The organism is Serratia sp. LSHTC3 (assembly GCF_057197125.1).
This window is the reverse complement of the sequence record NZ_JBXUNP010000002.1, coordinates 906556-923343: the sequence shown is the minus strand read 5'-3', so window position 1 is coordinate 923343 and position 16788 is coordinate 906556. Positions and strand designations below refer to the sequence as shown.

General features: G+C 58.6%; 19 protein-coding genes and 1 other annotated feature. Of the genes, 1 reads left to right on the top strand and 18 read right to left on the bottom strand.

What is annotated here, in order from left to right; genetic code table 11:
• Positions 1 to 122 precede the first annotated feature (122 nt).
• The 11 genes from arnF to AC2CGI_RS11670 all read right to left on the bottom strand — a co-directional run bounded on the left by arnF (position 123) and on the right by AC2CGI_RS11670 (position 10877).
• The gene (gene arnF, locus AC2CGI_RS11720; protein ID WP_044031356.1) at positions 123 to 515 is read right to left on the bottom strand and encodes a 4-amino-4-deoxy-L-arabinose-phosphoundecaprenol flippase subunit ArnF; all 393 of its coding nucleotides are present in this window, start codon (positions 513 to 515) and stop codon (positions 123 to 125) included.
• Positions 512 to 856: a 4-amino-4-deoxy-L-arabinose-phosphoundecaprenol flippase subunit ArnE gene (gene arnE / locus AC2CGI_RS11715; RefSeq protein ID WP_004931404.1), complete on the bottom strand. Its 345-nt coding sequence runs from the start codon at positions 854 to 856 to the stop codon at positions 512 to 514. Before arnE ends, arnF begins: the two co-directional genes overlap by 4 nt.
• Positions 853 to 2517 carry a lipid IV(A) 4-amino-4-deoxy-L-arabinosyltransferase gene (gene arnT / locus AC2CGI_RS11710; protein ID WP_021505478.1) on the bottom strand — a complete coding sequence of 555 codons (1665 nt, stop codon included), beginning with the start codon at positions 2515 to 2517 and terminating at the stop codon, positions 853 to 855. The genes arnE and arnT overlap by 4 nt, the downstream gene beginning before the upstream one ends.
• The gene (arnD, locus tag AC2CGI_RS11705; protein ID WP_076740279.1) at positions 2514 to 3419 is read right to left on the bottom strand and encodes a 4-deoxy-4-formamido-L-arabinose-phosphoundecaprenol deformylase; all 906 of its coding nucleotides are present in this window, start codon (positions 3417 to 3419) and stop codon (positions 2514 to 2516) included. The genes arnT and arnD overlap by 4 nt, the downstream gene beginning before the upstream one ends.
• Positions 3416 to 5398 carry a bifunctional UDP-4-amino-4-deoxy-L-arabinose formyltransferase/UDP-glucuronic acid oxidase ArnA gene (arnA, locus tag AC2CGI_RS11700; protein WP_031300477.1) on the bottom strand — a complete coding sequence of 661 codons (1983 nt, stop codon included), beginning with the start codon at positions 5396 to 5398 and terminating at the stop codon, positions 3416 to 3418. The genes arnD and arnA overlap by 4 nt, the downstream gene beginning before the upstream one ends.
• On the bottom strand, positions 5398 to 6378 hold the full coding sequence (gene arnC / locus AC2CGI_RS11695) for an undecaprenyl-phosphate 4-deoxy-4-formamido-L-arabinose transferase (protein WP_015377702.1): 981 nt from the start codon (positions 6376 to 6378) through the stop codon (positions 5398 to 5400). Before arnC ends, arnA begins: the two co-directional genes overlap by 1 nt.
• On the bottom strand, positions 6365 to 7519 hold the full coding sequence (gene arnB / locus AC2CGI_RS11690; RefSeq protein ID WP_076740280.1) for a UDP-4-amino-4-deoxy-L-arabinose aminotransferase: 1155 nt from the start codon (positions 7517 to 7519) through the stop codon (positions 6365 to 6367). Before arnB ends, arnC begins: the two co-directional genes overlap by 14 nt.
• 396 nt (positions 7520 to 7915) lie before the next feature.
• The gene (gene btuD / locus AC2CGI_RS11685) at positions 7916 to 8671 is read right to left on the bottom strand and encodes a vitamin B12 ABC transporter ATP-binding protein BtuD (RefSeq protein ID WP_021505482.1); all 756 of its coding nucleotides are present in this window, start codon (positions 8669 to 8671) and stop codon (positions 7916 to 7918) included.
• Positions 8672 to 8676: 5 nt separating this feature from the next.
• A complete protein-coding gene (locus AC2CGI_RS11680) occupies positions 8677 to 9228 on the bottom strand; it encodes a glutathione peroxidase (protein ID WP_076740281.1) in 552 nt (183 codons plus the stop codon).
• Between the two features lie 45 nt (positions 9229 to 9273).
• Positions 9274 to 10281, bottom strand: a complete 1008-nt coding sequence (gene btuC / locus AC2CGI_RS11675; protein ID WP_004931412.1) for a vitamin B12 ABC transporter permease BtuC — start codon at positions 10279 to 10281, stop codon at positions 9274 to 9276.
• Between the two features lie 179 nt (positions 10282 to 10460).
• Positions 10461 to 10877, bottom strand: a complete 417-nt coding sequence (locus tag AC2CGI_RS11670; RefSeq protein ID WP_076740282.1) for a DUF2502 domain-containing protein — start codon at positions 10875 to 10877, stop codon at positions 10461 to 10463.
• A 231-nt stretch (positions 10878 to 11108) separates the two neighbouring features.
• On the opposite strand from AC2CGI_RS11670, the gene AC2CGI_RS11665 reads away from it, so the two are divergent.
• Positions 11109 to 11240: a hypothetical protein gene (locus tag AC2CGI_RS11665; RefSeq protein ID WP_015377698.1), complete on the top strand. Its 132-nt coding sequence runs from the start codon at positions 11109 to 11111 to the stop codon at positions 11238 to 11240.
• 189 nt (positions 11241 to 11429) lie between these two features.
• Here the strand turns inward: AC2CGI_RS11665 and ihfA are convergent, their stop codons facing one another.
• The 7 genes from ihfA to infC all read right to left on the bottom strand — a co-directional run bounded on the left by ihfA (position 11430) and on the right by infC (position 16786).
• Positions 11430 to 11726 (bottom strand): integration host factor subunit alpha, encoded by a 297-nt coding sequence (gene ihfA, locus AC2CGI_RS11660; RefSeq protein WP_004931414.1) that lies wholly within the window; start codon positions 11724 to 11726, stop codon positions 11430 to 11432.
• A gap of 4 nt (positions 11727 to 11730) precedes the next feature.
• Entirely contained in the window at positions 11731 to 14118 is a 2388-nt protein-coding gene (gene pheT, locus AC2CGI_RS11655) for a phenylalanine--tRNA ligase subunit beta (RefSeq protein WP_076740283.1), read from the bottom strand.
• 14 nt (positions 14119 to 14132) lie between these two features.
• Positions 14133 to 15116, bottom strand: coding sequence for a phenylalanine--tRNA ligase subunit alpha (gene pheS / locus AC2CGI_RS11650; protein WP_004931416.1), 984 nt, complete (start codon positions 15114 to 15116; stop codon positions 14133 to 14135).
• Positions 15117 to 15302: 186 nt separating this feature from the next.
• Positions 15303 to 15425 (bottom strand) — a sequence feature (Phe leader region).
• Positions 15377 to 15421 carry a pheST operon leader peptide PheM gene (gene pheM / locus AC2CGI_RS11645; protein ID WP_121626058.1) on the bottom strand — a complete coding sequence of 15 codons (45 nt, stop codon included), beginning with the start codon at positions 15419 to 15421 and terminating at the stop codon, positions 15377 to 15379. It overlaps the preceding feature by 45 nt.
• A gap of 113 nt (positions 15426 to 15538) precedes the next feature.
• Positions 15539 to 15895, bottom strand: a complete 357-nt coding sequence (rplT, locus tag AC2CGI_RS11640) for a 50S ribosomal protein L20 (protein WP_004931417.1) — start codon at positions 15893 to 15895, stop codon at positions 15539 to 15541.
• A 43-nt stretch (positions 15896 to 15938) separates the two neighbouring features.
• On the bottom strand, positions 15939 to 16136 hold the full coding sequence (gene rpmI / locus AC2CGI_RS11635; protein WP_004931418.1) for a 50S ribosomal protein L35: 198 nt from the start codon (positions 16134 to 16136) through the stop codon (positions 15939 to 15941).
• Between the two features lie 98 nt (positions 16137 to 16234).
• Positions 16235 to 16786 carry a translation initiation factor IF-3 gene (infC, locus tag AC2CGI_RS11630; RefSeq protein WP_048233542.1) on the bottom strand — a complete coding sequence of 184 codons (552 nt, stop codon included), beginning with the start codon at positions 16784 to 16786 and terminating at the stop codon, positions 16235 to 16237.
• Positions 16787 to 16788 lie beyond the last annotated feature (2 nt).

Here is a 16788-nt window from a genome sequence, read left to right as displayed (position 1 = left end):
CTGCCTGCGAGGCAAAGCCGGCACCACGTAAGGAGAGCGCTATTTCGCGTTAATTTATCTCCCGCACGGGGAAAAAGGCAAGCGCCATGAGGGAGATAATAGCAGGATCGCCGGTTTTGGCCCTATTGCGGCGATTTGGTCTCGGATTTGCTGTTAATCAGCCAGACGCCGAACAGAATAAACAGCGTGCCCAACGTTTTCAGCAGCGTAGCGGATTCGTTAAACCACGGCAGGATCACCGCCGCCAGGTAAACCAACGCATAGCTGACGCTCAGCAGAGGATAAGCGCGGTTTAACGGCAGATGGCGCAGCGCAAAGAACCAACACAGCATCGACAGCGCATAACCGAAGATGCCACCGCCCACCGCCAGCAGCGGCAGCCAGTAGTCGCCGATCAGCGCCAACGAGACGTCGGCGAACGACATCAGCGGGATTTGCACCATGCCCCACTTCATCAGCAACTGCGCCAGCGTCACCAGCAACACGCTGGCGGCGCCCCAGGCATAGCCCCTCATGAATGCACGCTCATCAGCAGGATCCCCAGCATAATCGACGCCACGCCGCACCAGTGGCGAACGGTTGTCGGCTCATGAAACAGCCAGCGCGCCGCCAGCGTCACCATTACGAAGTTCAGGCTGAGCATCGGGTAAGCCAGGCTGAGCGGCAGGCGTTGCAACACATTGAGCCACACCGCCATGCCCAGCCCCAACAGCAACACCGCCAACGCCAACCAGCGCAGCGTCTGTTTCAGCCGCGCCTCGTCTGCCCGTTCCCAGCAGTGCGCCGCCTGTTTCTGGCACAGCTGCCCACCACAGGTGAGCAGGCTGACCACTATCACCAACAAAAAACCGATCATGGTTGCTGTTTATACCACATCAGCACCAAGCGGTTCATACGATCCACCTTGTCTGCGGCCGGCAGCTCCTGCGGCAGCGCTTCATCACGGGACAGCTGCAACACCAGCGACACATTTCCCTGCTTGCGCGCCTGCGCCAGCCACTGCGGGAAGTCGGCATCGCTGATCAGGTGCCCCTTGGCGTCCGGATACTCCAGACCATAGGCCACCTCGCCTTTCTGGCTGTACATCAGCACGTCGCTGCGCTTCAGTTCCCAGGCCAGGCCGGCCGCCAATCCGACGCTGTCGCTCAACACATAGCGGCTGTCGCTCAGTTCGGCCATCGTGGCGCGGGCGAAGTTTTGCGGCAGTTTGGAATCGGTCACCTGTTGCGGAATGGCGTAACCGATCACCAGGCACAGCAGCACCGGGCAAGCCGCCGCCCAGCGCCATTGGCGGCCGTTATCGCGCGCAGAAACCAGTGCGAACAGCAGCCAGCCGCCGAAGGCGATCAGGCCGAGCACCACTTTCGGCCACTCCTGGGGAGTAAACAGATGCGCTTTCGGCAGCAGACCGGAGCTCAACACCACCAGCGCCACGATGCCAATCAGCCCGAACAGGCCGTTCAACCAGGCGTTGGCCTTGAACAGCCTGGCGCGCAGCGTGGCGGCATAGTCTTCCGCATAGGCGGTCATCAGCAGCGCCAGCGGCGCCATGCACGGCAGAATGTAGGTCGGCAGCTTGCCTTTGGCGATGCTGAAGAAGATCAGCGGCATCAGCGCCCAGCTCAGCAGGAAGAACAGCTCCGGACGCTGTACGCGCTCGCGCCAACCTTTGAGCAGCGCGCCGGGCAGCAGCGCCAGCCAAGGCAGCACCGCCGCCAGCAGAACCGGCAGGTAATACCAGAACGGCGCCTTGTGCTGGGCGTTATCTTCGGCGAAGCGCTGAATGTGCTCGACCCAGAAGAAGTAATTCCAGAAATCGGGCTCACGTTGCGCGATCGCCAGCGCCCACGGCAGGCTGAGCAACGTGGCGGTAACGATCGCCACCGGGCCGTAGCACAGCAGATCCTTGATGCGACGTTGCTGAATGACAATCGGGATCACCGCGATCACCGGCACCGCCAGCGCCAGGAAGCCCTTGGTCATAAAGCCCATGCCGCAGGCCAGGCCCAGCAAGGCGTAAGCGCCCAGCTTGCCCTTGACCGAGGAAGCCTTCAGCGTCAGGTAATAGCTGACCATCGCCGCCGCCAGCCACAGCGAAATCATCGGATCCAACACGCTGTAAGTGCCGATGCTGAACACCAGCACCATCGACAGGAACATCAGCGCCGCCAGGCTGGCGCGCCGCGCATTGCGCCACATCAGCATCGCCAGCGCGAACACCAGCAGCGCGGTCATGCCGGTGCTGAACACCGAGCCGAAGCGCACCGCAAAGTTGTTTTCGCCGAACAGCCATTGGCTGATGTTATTGAACCAGTAACCCGCTACCGGCTTCTCGAAATAGCGCAGCCCCAGCAGGTGCGGCACCACCCAATCGCCGCGTTGCAGCATCTCACGGCTGATCTCGGCATAACGCGTTTCATCCGGCTGCCACAGCAGGCGACCGTTAAGCGGGATCAGATAGACCAGAGCAAAAAAAACGGCCAGCAGAATGGCCCAGGATCCTTTTAGCGCCTTCATGTAACGTCCTTCACATCGGTTTGACAGCCCAGCCAACCTTCGCGGCCGGGGAAAGGAGCGCGCTTGATGCGGCCCAACGGCAGTGACGCCAAATCTTGCGGTAACAGCGCGCTCAGCGGGCAGAATTCGATGCCCTGCTGCCGTGCGCGTTGCAATAACTGTTCGAACATCGCCGCTTGCGACATGCCTTCCACTTCGGTGTGAATGGTGTACACCGGTACGCCGCGATCGTTCTCGATGGCGCGCAGAATGTAGTCGTTGAAGTCGGCCATGTTGACTTCGCTGCCAATCACTTCATCGAAGGTCGGCAACGTCACCGGGATCTGCACCGTACCGTGACGCCCGTCGCTCAGCACCGGACGGAACGGATGAGTGCCGCGGCAATCGCTGTTGTAATGGAAGCCGAAGCGCTGCTTGACCTCCAGCACGCGCGTATCGGCGCGCCAGCCCGCCACGGCGGAGCATTTCACCGGCTGGCCGGTGCAGGCGCTCAGGGCGTCGACACCCAATTGCACCTGCTCGGTCAATTGCACCTCGCTCCACTTGCCGACCTTGGCCTGCCAGCCCTGGTGATCCCAGGCGTGCAGCCCGACTTCATGGCCGGCTTCGGCGGTGCGCTTCATCAGCGGCCCCAACGCGCGCGAAATATTGCGCCCCGGCCAGGCGGTGCCGGCCAGCAGAATATCCAGGCCGTACAGCGAGGCGGCGTTCGAACGCAGCATTTTCCACAGAAATTTCGGACGCAAAAGGCGCCAAAGATGGCGCCCCATGTTGTCCGGTCCCACGCTGAAGAAGAAGCTGGCCTGAATGTCGTACTTTTCGAACAGGTCCAGCAACTGCGGCACCCCTTCACGGGTGCCGCTGAAGGTATCTACATCAACCCGCAGACCGACTTTCTTCATGCACCGTTCCCTTCCTGAACGGTTGTGCGCAGGAAGTAGTCCAGCGTATCGGCGACGGTTTGCTTCATCTCGATGGTCGGCTGCCAACCCAGCAGGCGGTGAGCGTTTTTGATGCTCGGCGTGCGGTGCTCGACGTCCTGGTAACCTTTGCCGTAGTAGCTGCTGCTCTCTACGTCCTTGAAGCCGGCAAACGGCGGGAAGCGATCGCGCAACGGGTGGTTGTTGAAGCTTTCCAGCAGCATTTCCGCCAGCTCGCGAATGCTCGCTTCGTTGGTCGGGTTGCCGATGTTGACGATCTGGCCGTCGCACAGGCCGTCGCGGTTCTCAATGATGCGGAACAGCGCTTCGATGCCGTCGTTGATGTCGGTGAAGCAACGTTTCTGCGCGCCGCCGTCCATCAGTTTGATCGGCGAACCTTCCACCAGGTTGAGGATCAGCTGGGTGATGGCGCGGGAAGAGCCGATGCGCGCAGCGTCCAGGTTATCCAGGCGCGGCCCCATCCAGTTGAACGGACGGAACAGCGTGAACTTCAGGCCTTCTTTGGCGCCGTAAGCCCAGATCACCCGATCCAGCAGCTGTTTGGAGACCGAATAGATCCAGCGCTGCTTGTTGATTGGCCCGACGATCAGACGCGAATGGTCTTCGTCGAACTCTTTATCGTCGCACATGCCGTACACTTCAGATGTGGACGGGAAGATGATGCGCTTGTTGTATTTCACGCAGTCGCGAACGATCTTCAGGTTCTCTTCGAAGTCCAGCTCGAACACGCGCAGCGGGTTACGGGTGTATTCGATCGGCGTCGCGATCGCCACCAGCGGCAGCACCACGTCGCATTTCTTGATGTGATACTCGATCCACTCGGAGTGGATGCTGATGTCGCCTTCCACAAAGTGGAAACGCGGGTTGTCGAGGAAGCGGCTGATGGCGTCGGAACCGATATCCAGACCATAGATGTCGTAGCGGTCATCGCGCAGCAGGCGCTCGGTCAGGTGGTTGCCGATGAAGCCGTTGACCCCGAGGATCAGCACGCGGGTGCGGCGTTTCATTACGGCATTCGGCTTGGCGGCCAAACGCACGTCGGTGACGATACCCATTTCCTGCGCCAGGCGGCTGCCCTGCACATACAGACCGCTGTCGTTCTGACCGGCAACGATCTCCAGCGCACCTTCGCCACAGGCGATGACCAGCGGCGAGGTGCTCAGCACGGTGCCCGGCTGTTTATCGTGTTGGGTGTCCAGCACGCGAGAGCGCCAGACGATCAGCTTGCGCTGACCGAGGTGGCTGAAGGCACCCGGGTACGGCTCGGTGACGGCGCGCACCAGGTTGTTGATCTCTTTGGCGGATTTGTGCCACAGGATCTCACCGTCCGCCGGGGTGCGGCGACCGAAGTAGCTGGCCTGAGACTCATCCTGCCGGGTGAAAGTGGCGGTGCCGTTCTTCAGCTTCGGCAGCTGCTCTTTCAACACGATCTGCGCGGCTTCCAGCACTTTTTTGTGCAGCGTCAGCGCGGTGTCGCTGTCGGCAATGGTCACTTTCTGCTGACCGACGATGTCACCGGCGTCCGGGCGTTTCACCATTTTGTGCAGCGTGGCGCCGGTTTCGGTTTCGCCATTCACCAGCGCCCAGTTCACCGGCGCGCGGCCGCGGTAACGCGGCAGCAACGAGCCGTGCAGATTGAAACCGCCCTGCGGCGCCAGCGACAAGATCTCGTCGCTCAGCATGTGGCGGTAATAGAACGAGAAGATCACGTCCGGCTGCAGTGCGCGAATGCGGTCAACCCACAGCGGGTGATTTACGTCTTCCGGCGCATAGACCGGCAGATCCAATTCGGCGCCCAAACGGGCCACAGAGGAGAAGAAGTTGTTCTCACCAGGGTCGTCGGTGTGCGTGAACACGGCCTGCACGTCATAACCCGCCTCAGTCAGCGCTTTCAGACCTGCGCAGCCAATATCATGGTAAGCAAATACAATAGCTTTCATCATTCTTCTTCCTGAGTATTGTGGTCATGCTGTGCACCGACCACTTTCTGAACAAAATAGCGAGGACGCGCACGCACGTCGGTATAGATACGGCCGATGTATTCACCCAACAGCCCCATGCCGACAAACTGGGCGCCGATAAAGGTGAACAGGACGGCGAAAAGGGTGAACACGCCGCCGGCGGCCCATTCAGGGCCGAGCAGCAGACGCAGTGCAATCAGCACCAGCGCCAGCACAAACCCGGACAGCGCCACGATGCTGCCGACCACGCTGAGCAAACGCAGCGGCGTGGTGGTCAGGCAGGTGATCAGGTCATACATCAGGTTGATCAGCTTCATCAGGCTGTACTTGGAGTCGCCAAACTCGCGTTCGGCATGGCGTACGTCGATCTCGGTCGTGCGACGGGCGAAGGTGTTCGCCAGAATCGGGATAAAGGTGCTGCGCTCATGACAGTGCAGCATCGCCTCAACGATATGACGACGGTAGGCGCGCAGCATGCAGCCGTAGTCCCCCATCGACTTGCCGGTGGCGCGTTGAATCATCATGTTGATCACGCGCGAGGCACTTTTGCGGAACCAGGAGTCCTGACGGTTGGCGCGCACGGTGCCCACCACGTCATAGCCCTCTTCCGCCACGCTGACCAAACGAGGGATCTCCTCCGGCGGGTTCTGCAGATCGGCGTCCAGCGTAATCACCAGATCGCCGGTCACCTGGTTGAAACCGGCCATGATCGCCGAGTGCTGGCCGTAGTTGCGGTTCAGCAAAACGGCGATCACGTGGCTGTCCGGCTTTTCCGCCGCCGCGGTCAACATGTCAGCGGAGTTGTCGCTGCTGCCATCGTCGACGAGGATGATTTCATAAGGTTGAGATAACTGCTTACAGGCGGCAGTAGTACGCTCCAGCAACGCCGGCAGGCTTTCCTGCTCGTTGTATACCGGAATGACTACCGACACTTTTTTGATCGGTTCAACGCGAGACACGTAAAGACTCCACAACAGAAGACAAGGCATTGACCACGCGATCCACGTCGGCGTCGGTCATGTCAGGGAATAGCGGTAAGGTGCACAGCCGCGCCGAGTTCCATTCGGTATTCGGCAAAGAAAGCTGTGGATAACGCTCACGGTAGAATTTCTGGGTGTGCGCGGCGCGGAAATGCAGCCCGGTGCCGACGCCAACCTCTTTCAGGCGCTCCATCAGCTGGTCGCGATCGATACCGCAACGCGCCGGATCGACGCGGACCATGAACAGGTGCCAGGCGTGGTCATGCGGATAATCCGGCACGCCCAACGGTTGGAACGGCGAGCCTTCCAACGCGCTCAGGTAGCGCTGTGCCAGCGCCTTACGCCGTGCGTTCAGCTCAGCGAAGCGCGACAGCTGCACCACGGCGATCGCCGCGTGAATGTCGGACAGGTTGTACTTGTAACCCGGCTCCACCACTTCGGCCTGCGGTTTGCGGCCTAGCTGCTGGCGATCGAAGGCATCGACGGCCAGACCGTGGAACTTCAGGCAACGCAGGCGATCCGCCAGCGCATCGTCATCGGTGGCGATCAGACCGCCTTCAGCGCAGGTCACGTTTTTAATCGCATGGAAAGAGAAAATCGCCGTGCCGCGCGCGCCGACCCATTCGCCGTTGTAGCGCGTGCCGACCGCGTGGGCGGCGTCTTCGATCAGCGGTAAGCGGTGGCGTTCGGCCACGGCGCGCAAAGCGTCCATCTGCAGGGGGGCGCCGGCATAATGCACTGGAACAATCGCTTTGGTTTTCGGGGTGATGGCAGCCTCGACATCGGCAGCGCTGACCATCAAGGTCTCACTGTCAACGTCGATCATTACCGGCGTAGCGCCCAGCAGTTCGATCATGTTGAGGGTGGAAACCCAGGTTTGCGAAGGGGTGATGACTTCGTCGCCGGGCCCGATGCCCAGCGCCATCAGCGTGATGTGCATGCCCGCGGTGGCGGAACTGACGGCGATGGCGTGCTTACAGCCGAAAGTGGAACAGAAGTCATTTTCCAGTTGCTGGTTTTGCGGCCCGGTGGTGATCCAGCCGGAACGCAACACTTTCTCTACCGCGGCGATTTCTTCGTCGCCGATGGCCGGACGAGAGAAAGGCAAAAATTGATCCATAGTTAACCCCAAACGTATCGAACTGCTTTTGATGACACTGTAAATCCCTTTCGTTTAACGAATATTAAACGCCAGAGAAGAATCGTTTCCGTGGATTAACTGCCAATGTAAGGCCGCAAGCTTAACTAAACCTTAAGACGAGACTTGTCATCAGTGGGAGAACTGATAGGAAGGCGCCGTCATCATTAATTTAATTTTATTATGTAAATCAATTTCTTATATTTTTTAATAATTACTTACGTATTTTATTTTTGCCGAATCAAGCGTAGCACGTCATTGGCGTTTTTCAAGAAAACTCACGAGAAAATGAGAGGCAGCACAATAATAGCCGATGATTACCCGGCTATTTATATTCACTACGTTTAGTTTTCGTTTATATTTATACCCCAGGGCGAATTAAGCCGTGCGGGTCATGATCCAACGCTGGTTCCCCACCCATTGCAGGTGGAAATCCACTTCATAGATCTGCGACAACAGTGCGGGCGCCATCACCTCACGGGTGATGCCCTGCGCGACCAACTGCCCAGCGTGCAACAACCAAACCCGATCGGCCTGCTGCAGGGTATGATTCAGATCGTGTGCGCACACCAGCGCGCTGCGCCCACTTTGGCAGAATTCGCGCAGCAGGCGATCCAGCGCGACCTTTTGCGCCACATCCAGGCTATTGGTTGGTTCATCCAGCAACAACAATCGGCTGTGCGGGTTAACGCTGGGCCACACCTGCAGCAATACCGCCGCCAGCCGCACCCGTTGCCATTCTCCACCTGAAAGCTGTGTCAGCATGCGTGACAGTTTATCCACCAGCTTCAACCGCTGGCACAGATAGAGGATGGTGTGTTCCACCTCGGTTTGCGCCGCGCCGGCAGGCCGGTGCAACGCCAAATACTGAAACACCGGCATCAGCGACACCGGCGGCTGTTGCTGGCTGAGATAACCGCGTCGGCGCGCCAGCTCGCTCCCCGGATAATCGGAGAGCGCGCGTCCGTCCAGGCAGACTTCGCCCCGCCCCGGCAGCATACCCGCCACCCGCGCCAGCAGGGTACTCTTCCCTGCGCCATTTGGGCCGATCAGGTGAACCTGCAACCCGCCGTCAATCTGTGCCGAAAAAGGCGCCAGGCGCCCCGCCACCCCAACCTCAACGAGTTGCAGCATCCGTATTACCCTGCCAGCGCCTGTTTCACCGCCGCCACCAGCGCCGGATCCTCAGGTGTGGTGTCCGGCGAGAAGCGCTGGATCACCGTGCCGTCGCGCGCGATAAGGAATTTCTCAAAGTTCCACAGAATATCGCCGGGATGCTTCGGCGCACGCCCTTTGCTGGTCATCCGCGCCAGGAACTCGCTGCCTTCCGGCGCGACGGCCTCCGGCTGTGCGGCAATCAACGCTTGGTACAGCGGATGACGGTGTTCGCCGTTCACCTCAATCTTGGCAAACATTGGGAATTGCACGCCGAAGGTGCCGCGGCAAAACGCCAGGATCTCTTCGTTGCTGCCCGGCTCCTGGCCCAGGAATTCATTGGACGGGAACCCCAGCACTTCCAGCCCCCGCTCGCGATAGGTTTCGTACAGCGCTTCCAGCCCTTCGTACTGCTTGGTCAGGCCGCACTCCGAGGCCACGTTGACCACCAGCAGCACCTTGCCCTGATAGGCACCCAGCGTGGTCGTCTGATTTTCGATGGTTTGTAACGGCAGGTTGTCGATTGGCTTGTTCATCGGTTGTCATCCTTTGGTTTTTTAATGGCAGGTGAATGAAGAAAACTACCTTACGCCTTTTGTCCGGGTCAGTAACCAGATAAATAGCGGCGCCCCCAGCGTGGCTGTCACCACGCCGATCGGCAGCTCGGCCGCCAGCAGCGCAACGCGGGCGATCACATCGGCCACCAGCAACACCCCGGCCCCCGCCAGCGCGCAGGCCGGCAGCAGATAGCGCTGGTCTGTCAGGCCGGTGAGCCGCAAAATATGCGGGATCACCAGCCCAACGAAGCCGATCACCCCGGCGAGCGCCACGCTGACGCCAACCAGCCAGCCGATCGCCAGCACCAGCAGGTTACGCCACACATGCAGCGACAGCCCGAGCTGGCGCGCCTGCACCTCGCCCAGCGCCATCAGGTTGAGCGCTCGGCCCTGGCCACACAGCCACAGCAACACCGGCAGCAGCGCCAGCACCAGCCACTTTTGGCGCCAGTCGACGCCGCCGAAACCGCCCATCATCCAGTACATCAGCTGCCGCAGATCGAGGCTGGTGCTGAAATAGACCGCCCAGGTCATCAGCGCGCTGCACACGATGCCCAGCGCCACGCCGACCAGCAACAGCCGTGCATTGGTCAGACGTCGCCGGCGAGCGAAGCCCAGCAGCAAGAAGGTCATCGCCAGCGCACCGGCTATCGCGGCGGCGCTCATCAGCGCCACCGGCAACAAACCGTGCCCCAACAACACCGTCAGCACCAGCGCTACGCCGGCGCCGTTAGCGACGCCCAGCAGACCGGGCTCCGCCAGAGGATTTTCAAACAGCGCCTGCATCACCGCGCCCGCCACCGCCAGGGCGGCGCCGACCAGCATCACCGCCAGCGCGCGCGGCAAACGCAGTTGCCAAACAAACAGTTGCGCTCGATCGCTGAACCACGCTGACGGCCATATCCATTGGTCGCCGGCGCAAAGGCTGACCAGCAACGCCACCGCCACGCCCAGCGCCAACAGACTGAGCTGGCGTTTATCGCGGTAGCGTTGATGTTGCAACAGTAAGGTGAAGGTACGGCTGGTTGGCATGGCGCGGCGGTTCCCTGCCGGCCGCTGTCGTGGCCGGATAATTGACGTTTGAGTCGAATATTAGGGGGTTAACGCCGCAAGGGGAAGTCTTGCGTAGATAGTGGCTCAGGAAAGCAGCAGCTGACCTTGCCCGTCATCGCAACAATGATGGCAAAACCAGCCGCCGATAAACTCAGGGATTAACGATGCGGGCCGGAGTTGCCCGGTGGATAAGGTTGGCCGCGGCCGCCTTCGCGGCGGTCATGGTCACCGCGATCGTCATGACGGCGGTCGTGGTCGCCACTATCGCGATCGCCGTGGAATGGATTGCCGCTGCGTTCCGGCCCACGATGCTCATAGCCACGCGGCGGCGAAGGTTGCCAGCGTCCGCCGTCCCAGTACATACCGCGCGCATTGCGCTCACCCAGGCCGCGGCCCTGGTGCGCATGCCACCACTGCGGTGGACGCCAGTCGTAGCCATCCCAGTAATAGCCGCGACGGTCCTGATCCCCCAGATGCAGAGAAACGCCCGGCACGTTGATATCGACGGAGACATCGGCCTTCGCCGCCAGCGGCAGCAACAGCGGGAAACACACCAGCAACAGGATCTTTTTCATTTCACCTTCTCACTCTATTTTCTTGCTGCAGTGGTTATATCAGCGTGCTTATTTAACGACTATCTCACCGATGCCTATTTTCAGATTGTTTTCGACGGCCTTACACAATCCCTACACTGTTTGCCGCCGCCTTTAATTATCATAACCACTGACAAGATTTAACGAATAACTGACGTCTCTCAAGCGGCGCGGCAATTATAGTTAAATGGATTTCCACCGGAGGATTATAAGATGATTAAACGTATCGGTATGCTGCTGACCGTTGTAGCCCTGGCCTCAACCCTGAGCGCCTGCTGCTGGGGCCCGCACGGGGGCGGTGGCCACCGCGGCGACGGCCCTGGCCATTATTACGGCCGTTATTGAAACAACAAATATGGCTGTTCACCACACAAAATAAGATATAAGAATACTCCGTAATTGAGATTAAATAAATTTTCACCGAGGTGATTTAATGAATAATTTTAATTCATGCATTGCCTATTAGGAATAAACTGAATTTTGTCTCAGAAAAGAAAAAGGCCGCGCAAGCGGCCTTTTTTGATGTCACGTCACTCACCCTTTCGGGCTGGCGTTTTCTACCCGGCTTTTCAGCTTCTGTCCCGGACGGAAGGTCACCACACGGCGCGCCGTAATCGGAATGTCTTCGCCGGTCTTCGGGTTACGCCCCGGACGTTGGTTCTTGTCACGCAGATCAAAGTTGCCAAAACCCGACAGTTTTACCTGTTCGCCATTCTCAAGAGCCCGACGGACCTCTTCAAAGAACAGTTCCACCAGGTCTTTGGCGTCCCGTTTGCTAAGCCCAAGCTTCTCAAACAGGTGTTCTGACATTTCAGCTTTAGTAAGCGCCATAGGTTCAATCCCTCAAGGATGCTTGGAATCGCTGTTTTAGAGCCTCTACGCATTTTGCAACGGTAGCGGCTATCTCCTCTTCTTCCAGTGTACGAGCGGTATCCTGCAATACCAGACTGATAGCCAGGCTCTTGTCACCTTCTGCCACGCCCTTGCCACGGTACACGTCAAACAAGTTTACGCCAACTACCTGATTTGCGCCAACTTTCTTACACTCGGCCAAAATATCTTCTGCGGGGACGTTTTCAGCCACCACAATGGCGATATCACGGCGGTTTGCCGGGAAGCGCGAAATCTCCCGCGCCTGAGGCACGGCGCGGCTCGCAAGCTTGTTCCACTCCAGTTCAAACACCACGGTGCGGCCGTTAAGATCCAGTTTACGTTCAAGTTCCGGGTGAACCACACCGATGAAACCTACGCGCTCGCCGTGCAAATAAATCGCCGCACTTTGCCCTGGATGCAGGGCCGGATTGGCTTCCGCCCGGAACTGAATTTCGGATAATTTACCGGTCAGCTCGAGGACGGACTCCAGATCCCCTTTTAAATCATAGAAGTCGACGGGCTTGCGCGCCAGATCCCAATGTTCATCGTGCGTATGGCCGGCGATCACGCCCGCCAGCATGACATCCTGACGGATACCCAGATCTGCCGCACTATCAGGCACAAAGCGCAGGCCGCTTTCGAACAGGCGCAGACGCGTCTGCTGGCGGTTCTGGTTATACACCACCGCAGACAGCAGGCCGGTCCACAGCGACAGGCGCATCGCCGACATTTCTACCGAAATCGGGCTTGGCAGGATCAGCGCTTCTTCATTCGGGTGCAGCAGCGCCTGCACCTTCGGATCGACGAAGCTGTAGGTGATCGCTTCCTGATAACCGTGATCGACCAGCATGGTCTTCACGCGCTTCAGCGTCAGATCGGCTTCGCGATGCTGGGTCATCACCAGATCGGCGCGCACCGGCACATCCGGGATGTTGTCGTAGCCGTAAACGCGCGCCACTTCTTCCACCAGATCCTCTTCGATCTCCATATCGAAACGCCAGCTTGGCGCGACCGCTTGCCAGCTGTCGCCCTGCTCGGTCACCTGGCAACCCAGGCGGCGCAGAATGTCGCTGACCTGCTCGCTTGGCACCACGTGGCCGATCAGGCGATCCAGTTTCTCGCGGCGCAGCGTGATGGTGGCGCGCTTCGGCAGTTCGTTCTCGTGGGTCACGTCGATAATCGGGCCGGCCTGACCGCCGCAAATATCGAGCAGCAGGCGCGTGGCGCGTTCCATCGCTTTGTACTGCAGCGCCGGATCGACACCGCGCTCATAGCGGTGAGAAGCGTCGGTGTGCAGGCCGTGACGACGCGCGCGGCCGGTGATCGACAGCGGGCTGAAGAAGGCGCATTCCAGCAGCACGTCCTGAGTTTCCCCGTTGACGCCGGAATGCTCGCCACCGAAGATGCCGCCCATCGCCAACGCTTTTTGATGATCGCCGATCACTAAGGTGTCGGCGTTCAGTTTGGCTTCACTGCCGTCCAGCAGCCTCAGCGTTTCGCCTTCTTCCGCCATGCGCACCACGATGCCGCCGTCGATGCGGCTCAGATCGAAAGCGTGCATCGGCTGGCCAAGCTCCAGCAGCACATAGTTGGTGACGTCAACCACCGCATCGATGGAGCGGATGCCACAGCGACGCAGCTTTTCACGCATCCACAGCGGGGTTGGCGCCTTGACGTCGATGCCTTTCACCACGCGGCCCAGATAGCGCGGGCACGCCTGCGGCGCGTCAACGCGGATCGGCAGCGTGGCGTCGATGGTGGCAGCCACCGGGCTCATATCCGGCTCGGTCAGCGCCACCTGGTTGAGTACGCCCACGTCGCGCGCGACACCGATGATACCCAGGCAGTCGGCGCGGTTCGGGGTAACGCTGATCTCGATGGTGCTGTCGTTCAGTTTCAGGTAGTCACGGATGTCGGTGCCGATCGGCGCATCCAGCGGCAGCTCGATGATGCCGTCATGATCGTCGGAAATGCCCAGCTCGGAGAACGAGCACAGCATGCCTTCCGAAGGCTCGCCGCGCAGCTTGGCGGCTTTGATTTTGAAATCGCCCGGCAGCACCGCGCCCACGGTGGCGACCGCCACTTTCAGGCCGGTACGGCAGTTCGGCGCGCCGCAAACGATGTCGAGCAAGCGATCGCCGCCCACGTTAACTTTAGTGACGCGCAGTTTGTCGGCGTTCGGGTGCTGACCGCACTCGACCACTTCACCCACCACAACGCCGTTAAACGCGCCGGCAACCGGATCCACGCCGTCCACTTCCAGGCCGGCCATGGTGATTTGATCGGATAATGCTTCGCTGCTAATGGCCGGGTTTACCCACTCGCGCAACCAGAGTTCACTGAATTTCATGTGATATTCCCGCCTTACTTAAACTGTTTGAGGAAACGCAGATCGTTTTCGAAGAATGCGCGCAGGTCGGTGACGCCGTAACGCAGCATCGTCAGGCGCTCCATGCCCATGCCGAAGGCGAAGCCGGAGTAAACTTCCGGATCGATGCCGACGTTGCGCAGCACGTTCGGATGCACCATGCCGCAGCCCAGCACTTCCAGCCACTTGCCGTTCTTGCCCATCACGTCCACTTCAGCGGACGGCTCGGTGAATGGGAAGTAGGACGGACGGAAACGAACCTGCAGGTCTTCTTCAAAGAAGTTGTTCAGGAAATCGTGCAGCGTGCCCTTCAGGTTGGTGAAGCTGATGTCTTTATCGACGATCAGCCCTTCCATCTGGTGGAACATCGGGGTGTGAGTCTGATCGTAGTCGTTACGGTAAACGCGGCCCGGCGCAATGATACGGATCGGCGGCTGTTGGTTCTTCATGGTGCGGATCTGCACGCCGGAAGTCTGGGTGCGCAGCAGGCGTGTGGCGTCGAACCAGAAGGTATCGTGGTCGGCGCGCGCCGGGTGATGCCCTGGAATGTTCAGCGCGTCGAAGTTATGGTAATCGTCTTCAATCTCCGGGCCGGTGGCAACGGAAAAGCCCAACTCGCCGAAGAAGGTTTCGATACGGTCGATGGTGCGGGTCACCGGATGCAGGCCGCCGTTCTCCATGCGACGGCCCGGCAGGGAAACGTCGATGGTTTCAGCCGCCAGGCGCGCGTTCAGCGCTGCGCTTTCCAGCGCGTTCTTACGCGCGTTCAGGGCGTCCTGTACTTCTTGCTTGGCCTGGTTGATCACCGCGCCGGCCGCCGGACGGTCTTCCGCCGGTACGTCACGCAGAGACTGCATCTGCAAGGTGAAATGACCTTTCTTGCCAAAATATTCGACGCGCACCAAATCTAACGCGGCAACATCCTGGGCATCTTCTACGGCTGCCTTGGCATTGGCAACCAGCTCTGCGAGATGTGGCATTGCTTTCCTCTTCCTCTGGCCGGGATGGCCCTAAGTAATTGTTATCTATATTCGAACACGCCTTTGACCATTATTCAAAGACTTTTCAATACGTTGCCGGCCGGCCGGCTCGCCTGCGCGGCACAGGGCCGACTGAGTGTCTGCCACCCTCGCCGCAGCAATGTGCAAGGCAAGGCGATGGCCAAAAACAAAAAAGCCTCCACGAGGGAGGCTTAGGCGCTACTTTTCGTTTCTTTTCTTACGCGCAAAGCCTCCTGAAATCAGGCGCTAAAGTAAAAAAAGAAACGAAAAATAGCTGCGTGCATGATTGCGGTACCTTGTCGCTAATTGTCCACCAGTGATATAGCGGCGGGCAATAAAAGTCAATATTTGTCGCTGAAAACAAAGATTAAAAGAGGGAGCAAGCTCCCTCTTCAACTGACTTACGCCAGAGCTGCTTTCGCTTTCTCAACCAGTGCGCCGAAGGCCACTTTGTCGAAGACTGCGATGTCAGCCAGGATCTTACGGTCAATTTCGATCGAGGCTTTTTTCAAGCCGTTGATGAACTTGCTGTAAGACAGACCGTTCTGACGAGCAGCTGCGTTGATACGTGCAATCCACAGCTGACGGAACTGACGCTTACGTTGACGACGGTCACGGTAAGCATACTGACCAGCTTTGATTACTGCCTGGAAGGCAACACGATATACGCGCGAACGGGCACCGTAGTAACCTTTCGCCTGCTTCATGATTTTCTTGTGACGTGCGCGTGCAATTACACCACGTTTTACGCGAGCCATATGCTCTCTCCTAAAGTCTTATTCTAAATTCAAAAAAAATGGCTTATGCGTACGGCAGGCACGCGGTAACCAGGACCAGATCGTTTTTAGACACCATGCCTTTCGGACGCAGGTGACGTTTACGCTTGGTTGCTTTTTTGGTCAGAATATGACGCAGGTTGGCATGTTTACGCTTAAAACCACCGCTGCCGGTTTTTTTGAAGCGCTTGGCTGCACCACGTACAGTTTTAATCTTTGGCATTTTAATTAAATCCACTTCGCATTGTTAAACAACGAATCAGTTGGGCGAATAAAACCCACACAGCGCAAGCGCCGCGCGGGTTCCATTACTTGTAAGCCTTACTGTTTCTTCTTAGGAGCGAGCACCATAATCATCTGGCGGCCTTCGATCTTCGTAGGGAAGGATTCGACCACTGCCAGATCCATATCTTCACACAGGTCTTTACGGACGCGGTTAAGCACTTCCATACCGATCTGCTGGTGCGCCATCTCACGCCCACGGAAACGCAGGGTGATTTTGGCTTTATCGCCATCTTCCAGAAAGCGAATCAGGTTGCGTAGTTTGACCTGATAGTCGCCATCATCGGTGCCAGGACGGAATTTGATTTCCTTGACCTGAATAACTTTTTGCTTCTTCTTCTGTTCTTTCGTCGACTTGCTCTTCTCGTAGAGGAATTTGCCGTAATCCATGATTCGGCAAACTGGCGGTTCGGCATTTGGGCTGATTTCTACTAAATCAACGCCCGCTTCCTCAGCTTTTTCAAGAGCTTCATTCAGACTGACAATACCAATCTGCTCGCCATCGACGCCGGTTAGGCGAACTTCTTGCGCGCGAATTTCTCTGTTAATGCGATTAGGACGCGCCGGTTGAACTCGTTTTCCGCCTTTAATAC